The 16,197-nt window shown below is 70.3% G+C and carries 12 protein-coding genes and 1 riboswitch; of the genes, 8 read left to right on the top strand and 4 right to left on the bottom strand.

What is annotated here, in order from left to right:
- The first annotated feature begins 8 nt into the window (after nucleotides 1-8).
- Both ACCO44_RS16985 and ACCO44_RS16980 read left to right on the top strand, forming a co-directional pair.
- A complete protein-coding gene (locus ACCO44_RS16985; protein WP_372467517.1) occupies nucleotides 9-1,331 on the top strand; it encodes a glutamate-1-semialdehyde 2,1-aminomutase in 1,323 nt (440 codons plus the stop codon).
- A 121-nt stretch (nucleotides 1,332-1,452) separates the two neighbouring features.
- Nucleotides 1,453-1,902 (top strand): hypothetical protein, encoded by a 450-nt coding sequence (locus ACCO44_RS16980; protein ID WP_029261229.1) that lies wholly within the window; start codon nucleotides 1,453-1,455, stop codon nucleotides 1,900-1,902.
- Nucleotides 1,903-2,002: 100 nt separating this feature from the next.
- Here the strand turns inward: ACCO44_RS16980 and ACCO44_RS16975 are convergent, their stop codons facing one another.
- Complete coding sequence (locus tag ACCO44_RS16975) at nucleotides 2,003-4,117, bottom strand: ATP-binding cassette domain-containing protein (protein ID WP_372467516.1); 2,115 nt, start codon at nucleotides 4,115-4,117, stop codon at nucleotides 2,003-2,005.
- A gap of 109 nt (nucleotides 4,118-4,226) precedes the next feature.
- On the opposite strand from ACCO44_RS16975, the gene ACCO44_RS16970 reads away from it, so the two are divergent.
- On the top strand, nucleotides 4,227-5,288 hold the full coding sequence (locus ACCO44_RS16970; RefSeq protein ID WP_262001689.1) for an enoyl-CoA hydratase/isomerase family protein: 1,062 nt from the start codon (nucleotides 4,227-4,229) through the stop codon (nucleotides 5,286-5,288).
- Between the two features lie 22 nt (nucleotides 5,289-5,310).
- Here ACCO44_RS16970 and ACCO44_RS16965 read toward each other — a convergent pair whose 3' ends face one another.
- Nucleotides 5,311-5,709, bottom strand: coding sequence for a GntR family transcriptional regulator (locus ACCO44_RS16965; RefSeq protein ID WP_372467515.1), 399 nt, complete (start codon nucleotides 5,707-5,709; stop codon nucleotides 5,311-5,313).
- Nucleotides 5,706-6,755 (bottom strand): hypothetical protein, encoded by a 1,050-nt coding sequence (locus ACCO44_RS16960; protein ID WP_372467514.1) that lies wholly within the window; start codon nucleotides 6,753-6,755, stop codon nucleotides 5,706-5,708. Before ACCO44_RS16960 ends, ACCO44_RS16965 begins: the two co-directional genes overlap by 4 nt.
- Before the next feature lie 267 nt (nucleotides 6,756-7,022).
- On the opposite strand from ACCO44_RS16960, the gene ACCO44_RS16955 reads away from it, so the two are divergent.
- Both ACCO44_RS16955 and ACCO44_RS16950 read left to right on the top strand, forming a co-directional pair.
- Complete coding sequence (locus ACCO44_RS16955; protein WP_029261224.1) at nucleotides 7,023-8,750, top strand: ABC transporter ATP-binding protein; 1,728 nt, start codon at nucleotides 7,023-7,025, stop codon at nucleotides 8,748-8,750.
- Complete coding sequence (locus tag ACCO44_RS16950) at nucleotides 8,747-11,011, top strand: ABC transporter ATP-binding protein (protein WP_372467513.1); 2,265 nt, start codon at nucleotides 8,747-8,749, stop codon at nucleotides 11,009-11,011. Before ACCO44_RS16955 ends, ACCO44_RS16950 begins: the two co-directional genes overlap by 4 nt.
- A 244-nt stretch (nucleotides 11,012-11,255) precedes the next feature.
- Here ACCO44_RS16950 and ACCO44_RS16945 read toward each other — a convergent pair whose 3' ends face one another.
- The gene (locus ACCO44_RS16945; protein ID WP_372467512.1) at nucleotides 11,256-13,121 is read right to left on the bottom strand and encodes a D-alanyl-D-alanine carboxypeptidase family protein; all 1,866 of its coding nucleotides are present in this window, start codon (nucleotides 13,119-13,121) and stop codon (nucleotides 11,256-11,258) included.
- A gap of 82 nt (nucleotides 13,122-13,203) precedes the next feature.
- A riboswitch (TPP riboswitch) is annotated at nucleotides 13,204-13,315 on the top strand.
- On the opposite strand from ACCO44_RS16945, the gene ACCO44_RS16940 reads away from it, so the two are divergent.
- The 3 genes from ACCO44_RS16940 (at nucleotide 13,306) to ACCO44_RS16930 (ending at nucleotide 16,195) form a co-directional block, all read left to right on the top strand.
- The gene (locus ACCO44_RS16940) at nucleotides 13,306-13,950 is read left to right on the top strand and encodes an ECF transporter S component (protein ID WP_372467511.1); all 645 of its coding nucleotides are present in this window, start codon (nucleotides 13,306-13,308) and stop codon (nucleotides 13,948-13,950) included. It overlaps the preceding riboswitch by 10 nt.
- Entirely contained in the window at nucleotides 13,950-15,407 is a 1,458-nt protein-coding gene (locus ACCO44_RS16935; protein ID WP_372467510.1) for an ABC transporter ATP-binding protein, read from the top strand. Before ACCO44_RS16940 ends, ACCO44_RS16935 begins: the two co-directional genes overlap by 1 nt.
- Nucleotides 15,404-16,195: an energy-coupling factor transporter transmembrane protein EcfT gene (locus tag ACCO44_RS16930; RefSeq protein WP_372467509.1), complete on the top strand. Its 792-nt coding sequence runs from the start codon at nucleotides 15,404-15,406 to the stop codon at nucleotides 16,193-16,195. Before ACCO44_RS16935 ends, ACCO44_RS16930 begins: the two co-directional genes overlap by 4 nt.
- The last annotated feature ends 2 nt before the right edge of the window (nucleotides 16,196-16,197 follow it).

Raw genomic sequence — 16,197 nt, 5'->3', positions numbered from 1 at the left:
GATCTCTCATGACCGACCGCAATGACGACCTGTTCTCCGCTGCCCGCGCGGTGATCCCGGGTGGGGTCAACTCGCCCGTGCGCGCCTACGGCTCGGTAGGAGGCACGCCGCGATTCCTCGCTTCGGCGAAGGGCGCCACCGTGACGGATGCCGCGGGGCGCGAGTATGTCGACCTCGTCGCCTCCTGGGGCCCCGCTCTCCTCGGGCACGCGCACCCGGAGATCGTCGCTGCGGTGCAGGAAGCCGCGGCTCGAGGACTCTCCTTCGGCGCCCCGACCGAGGGTGAGGTCGAGCTCGCCGCGCTCATCGCCGACCGGGTCCGCTTCGGGGAGATCCGTCCCATCGAACGTGTGCGTCTGGTGTCCACCGGCACCGAGGCGACCATGACGGCGATCCGCCTCGCGCGCGGCGCGACCGGTCGCGACCTGCTCGTGAAGTTCGCCGGGCACTACCACGGTCACTCCGACGGGCTTCTCGCGGAGGCGGGTTCCGGTGTCGCGACGCTGGCGCTCCCCGGTTCGGCCGGTGTCCCTGCGCCGATCGCCGCGCAGACCCTGGTGATCGGTTACAACGACCCCGAGGCGCTGGCCGCGGTGTTCGCCGAGCACGGCCCGCGCATCGCCGCGGTGATCGTCGAGGCGTCGGCCGCGAACATGGGAGTCGTCGCCCCCCTGCCCGGCTTCAACCGTCTGATCGCGGAGACCGCGCACGCACATGGTGCCCTCATGATCCTCGACGAGGTGCTCACGGGCTTCCGCGTGCACCCGGCGGGGTTCTGGGGTCTGCAGGCGGCGGCGGGCGAGGACTATCTGCCCGACATCTTCACCTTCGGCAAGGTCGTCGGTGGAGGCATGCCCCTGGCCGCGCTCGGCGGTCGCGCCGAGGTCATGGACCTGCTCGCACCTCTCGGCCCGGTCTACCAGGCGGGAACCCTGTCGGGGAACCCGCTGTCGGTCGCTGCGGGCCTGGCGACCTTGCGACTCGCGACCCCAGAGGTGTACGCCACGGTGGACGCGGCATCCGCCCGGGTGTCGGCCGCCCTCGATGCCGCCCTCACGTCGGCCGGCGTCACGCATGCCGTGGCCCGAGCCGGCAACCTGTTCAGCGCGTCGTTCCGTGCGTCCGAGCCGCGGAACTACGCCGAGGCGCAGGCGCAGGAGTCGTTCCGCTACGCCCCGTTCTTCCACTCCCTGCGGGAGCAGGGCGTCGCTCTACCGCCGAGTGTCTTCGAGGCCTGGTTCCTCACGGCCGCGCACGGCGAGCGGGAGCTCCAGCTCATCGAAGGGGCACTCCCGGCTGCCGCCGATGCCGCGGCTGCTGCGCGCCCCTGACCCGATTTCGGCGAACCGGCCGCGAGAAACCGCGACGGATGGTGGCAATCGACAAGGGATCGTTGCGTTCCTGTGAGCAACTTCCAGACAACTGGCAGGGCCGCGCTGGCAGACTGAGTGCATGGTGACGTTGCTGCTGGACCAGACGCAACTCGAAGTCGTGCTCTCGCCGCTCGAACGGGCCGCCACCTTCCACCGTGAGAACGTCCGCATCGCGCGCGACACCATCACCAAGGTCCAGCTCACGGATGACGCGTGGACGTGGCTGCGGGGCGTCCCGAACCCCGGCACGCACATCCCCGGCATCCTCGCCGCCGGCAGTTGGAAGGCGGCCGGCAGCCTGGACTTCGTGCTGATCCGCAAGCGTCGCCCGAGCGTCGTGATCGACCTCGAGGGCGACGCGCAGTACCGCCGCCTGATCCTGACCACGCGGCACGGGCTCGCGCTCACTCAGGCGTTGCGCCTCGATGTGTCCGCGGAGCCGGCAGACGTCGAGGAGATCGTCGCGACCTCGCCCACCGCCGTCCCGAAGGGCAGCCGTCGGCCGGTCATCCGTCCCCGACCTGCCTGACGACGGCCTCGACGGCTGCGGTCGCCCCTGACCGAACAGAGGAACGCCCCCGCGACCATGTGGTCGGGAGGGCGTTCTCGGTTCTCATCGGCGACGAGAGTCAGCCGTGGTGGTTCTCGCCACCTTCGTGCTCATCACCGTCATGATGCTCGTCGCTGCCGGACTGGCCGTCCGCGTCGGACTCGCCATCTGCGGAGGCGGCCTCCTCGGCGGGAGTCTCCTCCGGGGCGGACTCGTCGTCGGTCGCCTCATCGGACGCGGCCAGCGGCACCGTGTCGATGACGCCGGTGGACGCGATGCTCCAGTGCGCGCTCTCGGTCGAGGCGTCGTCCGCCGATTCCGGGCTGAGGGGGTAGTCCTTCGGCTCGTCCTCGTAATAGGCGCGAGCGGCTGCGGCCAGCATCGAGCTGACGGCAGCGGAGCGCGGATCCTCGTCGGTGTCCGAGCCATCCGAGTCGTCGTGCTCCGAGTCGTCGTGCTCCGAGTCGTCGTGGTCCGAGTCGTCGCGGTCCGCGGTGTCGTCCTCTGCGCCGTCGTGGTCGGCATCGGAAGCGCCAGCGAGATCGGCGAAGATCTCGACACCCGTGTGCTCGACCTCGGACGCATCCTCGCCCAGCGGCGTGCCCTCGTCGTCTGACGGGCTGTCGCCGGTGCTCACGTCGTCGGTGGCTTCGGGTGCACCCGCCGCGCCGTCGGCGGTGGCTTCGACGTCGGCAGGCTGCTGCTCGGAAGCGTCATCAGCGGTGTGCTCGTCGTCGGATGCGTCGAAGATCTCGGCGACGCTGTGACGTGCCTCGTCGGTGGACGTCGGTGCGTCGGCCGCGACCGGAGCGGCCGCCCCGAACAGGATCTCGTCGAAGGACCGTGCCGGGGGCGCGGTGGTCTCGGATTCGGATTCGGATTCGGACTCGTCGCCGGTCGCCTCGTCGCCGGTTGCCTCGTCCGCGGCGGCCTCGTCCGCACTCGCTCCGTCGGTGTCGTCGGCGGCCTCGACGGGCGCGGCGTTCTCCGCGTCGTCGGCGGGAGCCTCTTCGGCGGGAACTTCTTCGGCGGAATCGTCGGTGGGAGGCTCGTCGCCGGCCTCTTCCTCGGAGTCGCCGTCGGCGCGGGCGGTGCCCGCCGCGGCGAGATCGTCTGCCACGGCCTCATCGGCGGGAGCGGCGGCGGCCTCGGCCGCCCATGCTGCCGCTGCGGCGACGGGGATCGCGACCACGGACTCGTTCGGCGCGAGAGTGGCGTCGGCGGCCAGAGCCTCGGCGGCCACGGCCGGCGCGATCGGTGCCGGTGCCGGTACCTGGGCCGGGTAGGCGGGGGGCGCGTGCCTACCGCCGCGCATCAGGTCGATGAAGACGTCTTCCAGCGTCGGTCCGCGCTGCACGAGCGTGCTCAGCGCGATGCCTGCGTCGGCGGCCACTGCGCCGACCGTGCCGGCGTCGCCGCCGCGGACGGTCAGGCCCGAGCGCAGCACCTCGATGTCGAATCCGGCTGCGGAGAGCGCAGCGCTGAGCGCATCGCGGTCGGCGGCGTCGACGATGACGGAGCCGCCCTTCGGGTCGGCCAGCGTCTCGATGCCACTGGCCAGGACCAGCTCGCCCTTCGACAGCACGAGCACGTTGTCGGCGACCTGCTCCACCTCGCTGAGGACGTGCGACGATACGAGCACCGTGCGCCCTTCGTCCGCGAGGCGGCGCATCAGCAGCCGCATCCAGCGGATCCCCTCGGGGTCGAGCCCGTTGGCCGGCTCGTCGAAGACCAGGGCGCCCGGGTCGCCGAGAAGCGCGTGCGCGACGCTGAGCCGCTGGCGCATGCCGAGCGAGAAACCGCCGATCCGCGAGTCGCCCTCGCCGTCGAGCCCGACCAGCGAGAGGACCTCACCCACGCGCGCCAGCGGCACACCGTTCGCCTTCGCGGCGATCGTCAGCTGTCGCTCGGCGGTGCGGCGCGGGCGGTAGGCGGTCTCTTCCAGCACGGCACCGATCGTGCGCAGCGGCTGGCGGAGTTCGCCGTAGGCCGTGCCGCCGATCGTCGCGGTTCCGGAGGTGGCGCGCACCTGACCGAGCAGGATGCGCAGCGTGGTGGTCTTGCCGGCTCCGTTGGGGCCGAGGAAGGCGGTGACGGCACCCGGCTCGACGCGCGCGGAGAAGTCCGAGACGGCGGTCACCTCATTGAAGCGCTTCGTCACGTGCGTGAACTCCAGCACCTGTCCTTCGGGCATCGTGACCTCTCGTCGCGTGGAACAGTTCCTCCCTATCCTGCCGGAAAAGCCTGTCGGATCCCGCATTTCGCGCGGAATACCGCCCTTCGGGAAAGGTAGCCTGGCACGCGTGACCGATTCTCAGGCTGCCTCCCGTGTCCTCGTCCGCACCGAAGGGGCGCTCGGGCGGCTCACCCTCAACCGTCCGGAGGCGATCAACGCCCTCGACGTGGAGATGATCGGGATCCTCACCGAGACCCTCACCGCATGGCGCGACGACACCGATGTGCAGATCGTGCTGATCGACGGCGCGGGGGAGCGCGGCATGTGCGCCGGCGGCGACGTGCGCGCGCTGCACGCGCAGATCGTGGCAGGGCAGGCCGAGCGGACCGCGGAGTTCTTCCGCGCCGAGTACGCCCTGAACGCGATGATCGCCGAATACCCGAAGCCGGTCGTCGCCTTCGCGGACGGCATCACCATGGGCGGCGGCATCGGGCTCGCCGGCCACGCCGCCATCCGCATCGTCACGGAGCGGTCGAAGCTCGCGATGCCCGAAACCCGTATCGGCTTCACGCCCGATGTGGGCGGCACCTGGCTGCTCGGGCGGGCGCCGGGGCGTTTCGGCGAGTACTTCGGGCTCACCGGATCGACGATGAACGGTGCGGATGCCGTGTACCTCGGCTTCGCCGACCACTTCGTGCCGTCGGAGCGGCTGGAGGCCCTGAGCGAGGCGCTCGCCTTCCGCGCGGACCCGACCGGGCCCAGCGAGATCGTGCTGCTCTTCGACGAGACGCCCGAGCCCACGCAGCTTCCGGCATCGCGGGAGTGGATCGACGAGGCCTTCTCCGCGCCGACCGTGACCGAGATCGTCGATCGACTGCGCGCGCAGGAGCACACGGATGCCGCCGCCACGGCCGAACTGCTGGAGGGGCTCGCGCCGACCGGGCTCACCGTGACCCTCGACGCTGTGCGCGAGGCGAGGGAGATGCCGGGTCTGCGCGCGGCGCTCGAGGGTGAGTACCGACGGGTGCTGTGGTTCGTGAACGAGCATCCTGACCTCGTCGAGGGCATCAGGGCACAGCTGGTCGACAAGGACCGCAACCCGAAGTGGGATCCGCCGACCCTGGCGGAGCTCGCCCCGGATGCCGGTGCCCCCGCACGGGACTACGTGCCGCAGCCCGCCCTGTTCTGAGGTCGCGGCGCGGGATCCGGGCCTACGTGCCCTCGCCAGCCGCGGTCGGATCCGGGGTGCGCGTCTGCCAGATCGTCCGGAGCACGTCGACCACGTCATCCGGATCGGCATCGACGGATGCGGCCTCCTCGACCAGTTCGCGGATGCGCCGGATGACGGATGCCGGAAGCACACCCGCCGTCTCCGCCACCCGTGTGCCCGCTGCGGTGCGCGAGATCACGAGCCCCTCGCTCTCGAGCATCTTGTATGCGCGTGCGGCCGTGCCGGGAGCGACGCCCAGATCGCTCGCGGTCTGGCGCACCGTCGGCAGCCGTTCGCCGGCGCCGAGCTGTCCCGACACGATCAGGCCGCGCAGCTGTCGGTAGATGTCGAGGGCCGGATTCGCCTCGTCCGCGGGCGACAGCTTCGGGCTCGGGGTCACTTTGCGGCCCTCGATTCGGCGGCCTGCTCGGCGGGGGCGGCGGGTCCTGTGCCGTGCGCCAGCTGTGCGGTCACGAGGAACAGGAGCACGAACGCGGTGATCTCGAGCGCCGGAGCCACCCAACCGCCGATGGCGGCGAGCTCGCCGTATCGCCAGAACACGTCGTAGGAGTCGCTGCCGCTGTCGCCCTGGATGGTGAGCCCGGCGACCGATCCCGCCTCGGCGATGAACCGGAGCGCCCCCGCCAGAGCGAGCAGGGCCGCGGACGCCGCGAGCCGGGCGATCCCGCTCGCGATGTCGCGGCGCTCCCGCTGCTCGGCGACGACCGTCTCCGGACGGAGGAACGCGCGGGCCGCGTTCGCGTGCAGTGCCGCGACGACGACTGCCACGAGGGCGGCGGTGCAGATCAGGACGGGGATGCCGTAGGCCCATCCGTAGAACCAGGGGCGGATCGGGTCGATGGTTTCGTTGGGGACGTCGATCTCGAGGTAGACGTACGGACCGCCGTTGAGGTTCGACGATGCGAGTCCGGCGAGCAGCGTGGTCGTCGCGAGGGCGAGAAGGGCGAGGGCGGTGCCCACCGACCCCACGCGGGAGCTGAAGGTCAGCCAGGTCCGGCGCGCGGCGACGACGGGTCGCTCCGGAGGGGTGCTGCCGTGCATGACGATCATCGCCAGCAGGATGGCCACGCCGACGGATGCCGTGAAGACGGGTGTCGCGTACCGCCACCAGCCGACGACGCCGTTGAGGCTCACGCCGAACATCCCCAGGACGTACCCCGTGATCAGGTTCTCGGCGATGAAGATCACGATCACGACGATCGCCGCGATGCCGAGGGCGCGGTGCTCCGGCGTATAGCGGGCGGACACCGCGGTGGATGCCGAGGGCGTGAGCCGGACGCGACCGCGTCGTCGCGCAGCCTCTCGGGGCGAGACGGCGATCCCCACCGCGATGATCGCCGCGAGGATCAGGGAGACCAGCGGCAACGACAGGAGGCGGCCGAGCAGCTGGATCGGGTCGAGCAGGGATGCGATGTGCGGAAGCATGGGAGGTCCGTTCTCGGTTGTGTCATATGTCTATCACAAGTTGTATCAACAGGAAAACACAAGAAGCGCTGCGGTCGGGCTCGTCACTTGTTCGCCCGCGTGCAGAAACGAATGATCCCCGGGTGGAGGGGTTCGCTGTCAGCGAAGGTCAGCCTCGAGGGGGATACGAATGTCCACGGTTCGTGGCACTCTGTCTTGTGGCCGGTTGTCGGTCGGCATCCGTCTGCCGAGAAACCCGCCGTTTCATCCTTCCTAGAAAGTCCGCCTGTGCTGGGAAAAATCCTCTTCCGCTATCTCTCTCGATACCGGTGGCTGCTGCTCGGCGTGCTGGTGTTCCAGCTCGCCAGCGCCGCGGCGACCCTCTACCTCCCGCGCCTGAACGCCGACATCATCGACAAGGGTGTCGCCCAGGGTGACACCGCCTACATCTGGGGCACGGGTCTGTTCATGCTCGCGGTGTCGCTGGGGCAGATCATCGCCTCGGTCACGGCGACCTTCTTCGCCGCGCGCGCCGCGATGGGCGCCGGCCGCGACATCCGCGCCGACGTCTTCGGCAAGGTCAGCGGCTTCTCCGAGCGCGAAGTGTCGCAGTTCGGCGCCGGCTCGCTCATCACGCGAAACACCAACGATGTGCAGCAGGTGCAGATGCTCGCGATGATGGGCGCCACCATGCTCGTCACCGCCCCGCTGCTCGCGATCGGCGGCATCTTCTTCGCCATCCAGACCAACGTCGGCCTCAGCTGGCTGATCGCCGTCTCGGTGCCCGCGCTGCTGATCCTGGCCGCGCTCGTGATCGGGCGCATGGTGCCGCTGTTCCGCAGCTACCAGGGCAAGCTCGACAACGTCAACCGCATCATGCGCGAGCAACTCACCGGTGTGCGCGTCGTGCGCGCCTTCGTGCGCGAACGCATCGAGGAAGAGCGCTTCCGCGGAGCCAACACCGACATCATGGTGGTCGGCCGCAAGGTCGGCTCGCTCTTCGTGCTGCTGTTCCCGCTGTTCATGCTCATCCTCAACGTGACCGTCGTCTCGGTCATCTGGTTCGGCGGCATCGAGGTCAACAACGGCACGGTGCAGGTCGGCACGCTGTTCGCCTTCATGCAGTACATCGGTCAGATCATGGGCGGCGTCATCATGGCGAGCTTCATGGCGATGATGATCCCGCGCGCCGCGGTCTCGGCCGAGCGCATCGGCGAGGTGCTCGACTCGGAGTCCACGCTGGTCCGCCCCGAGAACGGCGTCACCGAGTTCCCGGTTCCCGGAGCCGTCGCGCTCGACGATGTGGAGTTCACCTACCCCGGTGCCGACTCCCCGGTGCTGCGCGGCATCAGCTTCGCGGCCGAGCCCGGAGAGACGGTGGCGATCGTCGGATCCACCGGTTCCGGCAAGACGACGCTCATCTCGCTCATCCCGCGGCTCTTCGACGTCTCGGGCGGATCCGTGCACGTCGGCGGCACGGATGTGCGCGAGGCCGACGTCGAGTCGCTGTGGGACAGCATCGGCCTCGTACCGCAGCGTCCGTTCCTCTTCACCGGAACCGTCGCGTCGAACCTGCGCTACGGACGCGAGGAGGCGACCGACGAGGAGCTCTGGCACGCGCTCGACATCGCGCAGGGACGTGACTTCGTCGAGGAGATGCCCGACGGGCTCGACTCGCGCATCGCCCAGGGCGGCACGAACGTCTCCGGCGGTCAGCGTCAGCGTCTCGCGATCGCGCGTGCGATCGTGCACCAGCCGAAGATCCTCGTGTTCGACGACTCGTTCTCGGCGCTCGACCTCACCACGGATGCCCGGCTGCGCCAGGCGCTGTGGCGGGAACTCCCGCACGTGACGAAGATCGTCGTCGCGCAGCGCGTCTCCACGATCACGGACGCCGACCGCATCGTCGTCCTCGACGGCGGCACCATGGTCGGCGTCGGCACGCATGAGCAGCTGCTCGAGACGAACGACACCTACCGGGAGATCGTCGAGTCGCAGCTGGGGGTGGACGCATGAGCGAACTGAACGACGAACAGGGCAAGGCCAAGCGCGGCCGCAGCCGCGGCAAGGCGACGACGGCCGTGGCCGAGGTCGAGCTGTCGGCCGAAGAGCAGTACGAGGCCGAGCTCGCCGAGCAGGCTCGTCAGAACTCCGGCGACTGGGACAGCGTCGCGCCGGGCAAGGCCGACAACTTCGGTCCGAGCTTCGCGCGCATGATCGGGCTGCTGAAGCCCTCCGCGATCTGGTTCGTCTTCGTGTCGATCCTCGGTGCCATCGGCGTCGTACTCACGGTCGCGGCGCCCAAGGTGCTCGCCGAGGCGACGAACCTCGTCTACAAGGGATTCATCTCCATCCAGCTCGGGCAGCCGAACGGCGACTTCCCCGGCTTCCCCGCGGGCACACCACAGGACGTCGTGATCGATGCGCTGCGTGGTTCCGGTCAGGACGACTTCGCGAACCAGGTCGGGGCGCTGGGCGACTTCACGGTCGGCCAGGGCGTCGACTTCGAGGCGCTGCGTCTGGTGATCGCCGCGGTGCTCGCGATCTACGTGGCTGCGGCATTCCTCACCTGGATCCAGGGTTACGTCATCAACGTGATCATGGTGCGCACCATGTGGCGCCTGCGCGAGTCCGTCGAGGCGAAGATCAACCGTCTGCCGCTGGCGTACTTCGACAAGGTGCAGCGCGGTGAACTGATCTCGCGCGTCACGAACGACATCGACAACATCACGCAGACGATGCAGCAGTCGCTCTCCGGTGCACTCACCTCGGTGCTCACCGTGATCGGCGTGCTCGTCATGATGTTCTCGATCTCGTGGCAGCTCGCGCTCGTCGCACTCATCACGCTGCCTCTCATGGGCGTGATCTTCGGCATCATCGGACCGCGTTCGCAGAAGGCCTTCGGCACGCAGTGGCGCAAGGTCGGGCGACTGAACGCCCGCGTCGAGGAAGCGTTCTCCGGCCACGCGCTGGTGAAGGTCTTCGGACGCGAGAAGGATGCGCTCGACAAGTTCCAGGTCGAGAACGAAGAGCTGTTCCAGGCGAGCTTCAAGGCGCAGTTCCTCTCCGGCATCATCATGCCGGCGATGATGTTCGTCGGAAACCTCAGCTATGTGGGCATCGCGGTGCTCGGCGGTCTGATGGTCGCGAACGGACAGCTGCGTCTCGGCGACGTGCAGGCGTTCATCCAGTACTCGCAGCAGTTCACGCAGCCGCTGTCCGAGCTGGGTGGCATGGCTGCGGTGGTCCAGTCGGGCACGGCATCCGCCGAGCGGGTGTTCGAGCTGCTCGACGCCGACGAGCAGGAGGCGGACGACGCCGATGCTCCCGAGCTCGTGGAGGGCAAGGGTGTCATCGAGTTCGAGAACGTCGCGTTCTCGTACACGCCCGAGCGCCCGCTCATCCGGGACCTGTCGTTCCGGGTGGAGCCGGGGCAGACGGTCGCGATCGTCGGCCCGACGGGCGCCGGCAAGACGACGTTGGTCAACCTGATCATGCGCTTCTACGAGCTCAGCGGCGGGCGCATCATGCTCGACGGCCAGGACATCGCCGAGGCGACCCGCGACGAACTGCGCTCACGCACCGGCATGGTGCTGCAGGACCCGTGGCTGTTCGCCGGCAGCATCCGCGAGAACATCCGATACGGTCGCTCCACGGCGACCGACGAAGAGGTTCTCGCCGCCGCCAAGGCGACCTACGTCGACCGCTTCGTGCACGCCCTCCCCGAGGGCTACGACACGGTGCTCGACGAGGATGCCGCGAACGTCTCCGCGGGCGAGCGCCAGCTCATCACGATCGCCAGGGCATTCGTCGCGCAGCCGTCGATCCTCATCCTCGATGAGGCCACGTCGGCGGTCGACACCCGCACCGAGCTGCTGCTGCAGCACGCGATGGCCGCGCTCCGCGAGGGGCGCACGTCGTTCGTGATCGCGCACCGTCTGTCGACCATCCGCGACGCCGACCTCATCCTCGTGATGGAGCACGGCGACATCGTGGAGAAGGGCACGCACGACGAGCTCATCTCCGCGCAGGGCGCCTACTGGCGGCTGTACCAGTCGCAGTTCGAGCAGGCGGCGACCGACATCGACGCCGAAGACGCCCTCACCGGATCGACGCCCGTCGTCGTCACCGGAGAGGCCGGCGACGACGAGAGCGCGAAGGAAGAAGCCGCTGCCGTGGCCGGAGCCTCGGTCGGGGCCCAGGCGCCCGCGGCCGAGGTCGCCGCCGCGCAGGCTCTCCTCGAGGACGGGGCCGACGGCTCCGCCCCTCGCGGCTGATCCGCGTCCGGCGCAGCGACGCACGCAGAACAGCGCCCCATCCCGCACTCGCGGGGTGGGGCGCTGTTCTGCGTGCGCTGTTCTGCTCGACCGGCATCCTGCCGCGCAGAGCGACATGCTCAGCAGGTGAGGAGTCAAAAAACGCCGCCTCCGAAGGGCTGGAGGCGGCGTTCTTTGACTCCTCGGAGTGAGAGAGTCAGGCGGCGGTGGTTCGGCGACGATCGGCGCGATCTCGGCGCGAGAGTCAGCGCGGGTCGGTGGTGATGCCCAGGAGCTCGAGCGGGTGGGTCAGACGCCACCAGGGGCTCGGTCCCTCGACATCTTCGGCCAGGACCAGGGGAACCGTGACGCTGTCGAGCGGGCCGGCAGCGGTCATCGTCCCCACCGTGCCGTCTTCATCGCGCTCGTCCGCGAGGTCGAAGGCCGGGGTGGCTGTGGCGAGGGCACCGTTCCACAGCACCACATCGGCGTCGGAGTCGGTGACGACCTCGACATCCTCGCCCCACTGGGTCGTGACGCGTCCGACGACCGTGCCCGCGGCGACCGCCGGGCCCTGCGCCTGCAGTGCAGCTTCGGTCTCGGCGAACAGCGAGCGGGTCAGGGCGAGCCGCTCATCGTCGCCCGCCTGGTTCAGCGCGGCGGCGTACAACTTCACCGTCGTGTCGCCGACGGTCACATCCTTCGCGGTGAGCAGGTTCCAACCGACCAGCGTGCCGGTCTTGATGCCGACGACACCCGGATCGGCGAGCATCCCGTTCGTGTTGACGACCGTGCCCGCGCCGGGGAGGTCCACCGACTTCGTGCCCACGATCTCCGCGAACACCGGATTCTGCATCGCCAGCTCGCCCAGTGCGATGAGCGAGTCGGGCGTCGAGACGTTGCGTTCGTCGAAGCCCGACGGGGTCACGACCGTGATGCCGGTGAGGTTGCGCTCCCTCAGCCAGGTCTCCGCGGCGGACGCGAACTCCCGGTCGGAGCCCCAGATCTCGGACGCGAGCCGGTCGATGTAGTTGTTCGCCGACCCCAGGAGCGTGCCCTGCAGCATCTGGTATTCGGTCAGCACACCGTCGACGGGCACATCCAGCGCGGACTGATCACTGCGCCGGTAGTCCCAGTACTCCACGCTGTCGCGGTAACTGAAGCGGAACTCGGGGCCCTGCTCGCCGAGCGCCAGCGGCATCCGGTCGAGCACCATCAGGCTGCTCACGACCTTGGTGATGCTCGCGATGCTCACGGCACCGGGATTCGAGGCCACCGTGCTCAGCCCGCCGATGCCGACAGCCGCGCTGCCCTCGCCGGGCCAGGTGATCGCAGCCGCGGCGGCGGGAGTGGTCTCGAATTCGACGGACTGCACCGTCGGAGGGACTTCGTGCAGTGGCCACAGCATCGTCGTACCGGCGTAGGCGGCGACGATCGCGACGAGCGTCGCCAACGGCACCAGGACCCCCGGACGGGCGATCGCCGGTCGCAGGTGGGCCCCGCGCATCAGCCCGCCTGACTGCTCGGCCTCGGCCGGCTCGTCGAGAGTGGCGAGAGGCGGGTGCGCGGCGACCGTCGCGGCATCGACCCAGGTGAGGGCCGTCGCTCCGGTCGTGTCATCCGCCCACTGCGGTGCGCTCGCGTGGAGGAGAGCATTCGTGTCGTCCGCCGGCTCTTCACCGGCTGTCCGCTCGGCCGGGACGAACGGCGGTTTGGTCAGCGGGGGTGTCGGCGGCGTCGCATCCACGGGCTCGACAGGCTCGACAGGCTCGACGGGCTCGATGGGCTCGATGGGCTCTACGAGGCCGGCGGCCTCGACGGGCTCCGCTGCGGGTTCGGAGAGCAGCTCGGGTTCGTGATCGACGCCGCCGCCCGTGGAGCCCGGTGTCGTGAACAGCGCGCCGATCGCCGCGGAGTCGACCGGGATCGCCGGGGCCACGACGGCGTCCGGAGGGCGCACATCGCCCGCGAACAGCCGGTCGGCGGCGAACGCGGAGGTGTCGGCGGAGTCTGCGGGGGCAGCATCCACCGCGACCGGCAGGTCGTCGACCGGTCCGGAGGGGACGGCGTCCGGCGAGCCGTCGCCATCGACGACGCCCGTCGCCTCGTCGGCGGGATCTGAAGCGGTCACTCGTTTACGGTACCCAATCCCGGGCGCGTTGCGCGGCGCGCAGCCTCGTCGCCCGCGGGGTGTCGCGAGCCGGTAGGCTCTTCAGCACAACCACGGGAGTCCGGCGAGCCGGGCTGAGAGGGAGCGAATCGCGCTTCGACCGTCGAACCTGATCTGGGTCATGCCAGCGCAGGGAGGAGTTCAGATGAGCACGTCCACGTCCACATCGGCGTCCACCAAGGCCCCGGCCACGCCCCCGGCCAGGAGCTTCCTGCGCTGGCGCATCGTCGACATCGTCGTCGCCAGCGTCATCGGCGTCGCCGCAGGCCTGATCTTCCTGGCGTGGAACGTCGGGTACCTCGGCCCGAAGGCCCTGCTCGAGCCGCTGCTCCCCGGCGTCCAGGGGCTTCTCGACGGCCCGTGGCTCTTCGCCGGCGTCCTCGGCGGGCTGATCATCCGCAAGGCGGGCGCGGCGATCTACGTCGAGCTGCTCGCGGCGGTCGTCTCGGCCCTCATCGGCAACCAGTGGGGCGGATTCCTCACTCTCGAAGCCGGACTCGTGCAGGGTCTCGGCGCCGAACTGGTCTTCCTCCTTTTCTTCTACCGCCGCTGGTCATTGCCGGTCGCGATCCTCGCGGGTGCCGGTGCTGCCCTCGCCGGCGGGATCAACAACCTCGTGCTCTGGTACGCCGGCTCCGGGCCCGCCTTCACGACGATCTACCTCATCAGCACGGTCATCTCCGGTGCCGTCATCGCGGGGGCGCTGTCCTGGGTGCTGGCGCGAGGCATCGCCGCGACCGGAGCGCTCGACCGATTCGGCTCCGGGCGCGAGGCACGCGTCCGCGTCTGATGGCGGCGGATCACACCGTCCCCGCCGCCGTCGAGGCGCGCGGCTGGGGGTGGCGCCACGCGAGTCGCCTCGCCTGGGCGCTGAGCGACGTCTCGTTCCGCATCGACCCCGGTGAGCGTGTGCTGGTGCTCGGGGCTTCCGGGGCGGGCAAGTCCACGCTGCTCCACGGTCTCGCGGGCGTGCTCGGCGGCGAGGAGGAAGGCGAGAGCGCGGGCGAACTGCTCGTCGACGGCGCTCCCGCCGTCGCCACCCGGGGGCGCGCCGGTCTCGTGCTGCAGGACCCGGACTCGCAGGTGATCCTGGCGCGAGCCGGCGACGATGTCGCGTTCGGCTGCGAGAACCTCGGCGTGCCACGGGCGCAGATCTGGCCCCGGGTGGAGGCGGCGCTGGATGCCGTCGGCCTCGATGTGCCGCTGGACCACCCGACCAAGGCGCTCTCCGGCGGGCAGAAGCAGCGGCTCGCGCTCGCCGGCATGCTCGCGATGCGTCCGGGGCTCGTGCTGCTCGACGAGCCGACCGCCAACCTCGACCCGGCCGGTGTCGTCGAGGTGCGTGACGCGGTGCAGCGGATGCTGCAGGCACAGCCCGCGACGCTCATCGTCGTCGAGCACCGCCTCGAGGTGTGGCTGCCGCTCATCACACGGGTGATCGTGATCGGCGCCGGGGGAGTGGTGGCAGACGGAGCGCCCGCTGAGGTACTCGGTGACCAGGGTGCACGACTCGCGGCCGACGGCGTGTGGGTGCCGGGGCACGCCCCCGCCGCCCCGCCGCCCCCGCGCGGGACACCGGGCGAGACTCTGCTCTCGGCGCGCGGACTCGCCGTCGCCCGCGTCAAGGGACGCCCGGTCGCCACCGGCATCGACCTCGATGTGCGCGCCGGTCAGGTGCTGGCGATCACCGGCCCGAACGGCGCCGGTAAGTCCACGCTCGGACTGACCCTCGCGGGGCTGCTTCCGCCTGCTGCGGGTGACCTGACGGCATCCGCCGTGCTCGCCGCCGGGGCGGACCCCTCGCCGATCCGCTGGGCCTCGCGGGATCTGCTGACCCGCATCGGCATGGTGTTCCAGGAGCCCGAGCATCAGCTGCTCGCGAAGACCGTGCGCGAAGAGCTGGCCGTCGGACCGCGCGCGCTCGGGATGGACGAAGACGAGATCGCCGTGCGCAGCGACGAGCTGCTCGCGCGACTGCGCCTGACGCACCTCGCCGCCGCCAACCCGTACACGCTCTCCGGCGGCGAGAAACGTCGCCTCACGGTCGCCGCGGCCATCGCGACCCGGCCGCGGGTGCTCGTGCTCGACGAGCCCACCTTCGGGCAGGACGCCCGCACCTGGGCGGAACTCGTCGCCATGCTCGCGGCGCTCCGCGACGAGGGGTCGGCGATCGTCACGATCACCCACGACCTCGATGTCGCGCGCGCGCTGCACGCCGAGCGGTTCGAACTCGGGGGCGTGTCGTGACCCTGCTCGACACGCAGGCGCGCACCGGAGCCCTCGCCGCCGTCAACCCGGTGGCCAAGCTCGGCGTCAGCGCGCTGATCGCGGTGCCGCTGATCCTGACGCTCGATCCGGTGTCGGCATCCGTCGCGCTCGTGCTGGAGTTCGTGCTCTTCCTGTTCGCCGGAATCGGCTGGCGCGAGTTCTGGATGCGCACCTGGCCGGTCTGGCTCGCCGCACCCCTGACCGGCCTGACCATCGCGCTCTACGGCGAGACGAGCGGCACCGTCTACGTCGACTGGTTCGTGCTGCGGATCAGCGAGGGATCGCTCGCGCTCGCGCTCGCCACGATGCTGCGGGTGCTCGCGATCGCGCTGCCCTCGGTGGTCCTGTTCATCACGGTCGACCCGACCGACCTCGCCGACGGCCTCGGCCAGATCGTGCGACTTCCCGCCCGGTTCGTGCTCGGGGCGCTCGCCGGGCTGCGGATGGTCGGTCTGTTCCTCGACGACTGGCGTGCGCTCGAGCTCGCCCGCCGGGCGAGGGGCGTGGCCGATCGCGGTCGCATCCGCCGGTTCCTCGGGATGGCGTTCGCGCTGCTCGTGCTGTCGATCCGGCGCGGGGCGAAGCTCGCCACCGCCATGGAGGCGCGGGGATTCGGAGCGCCGGGGCGGCGGACCTGGGCGCGCGAGTCACGGTTCGGCGCGGCCGAGTGGATGCTGCTCGCCGTGGGGGCCGCGATCTCCGGCATCGCGATCGCCGCCGCCATCGCCACCGGGGCGTGGAACTTCATCCTCGGCCCCGGCGCCTGAGC

The organism is Microbacterium maritypicum (assembly GCF_041529975.1).
Lineage (GTDB): Bacteria > Actinomycetota > Actinomycetes > Actinomycetales > Microbacteriaceae > Microbacterium.
The sequence above is the reverse complement of the archived record's forward strand: the minus strand, read 5'-3'. Positions and strand labels throughout refer to the sequence as shown.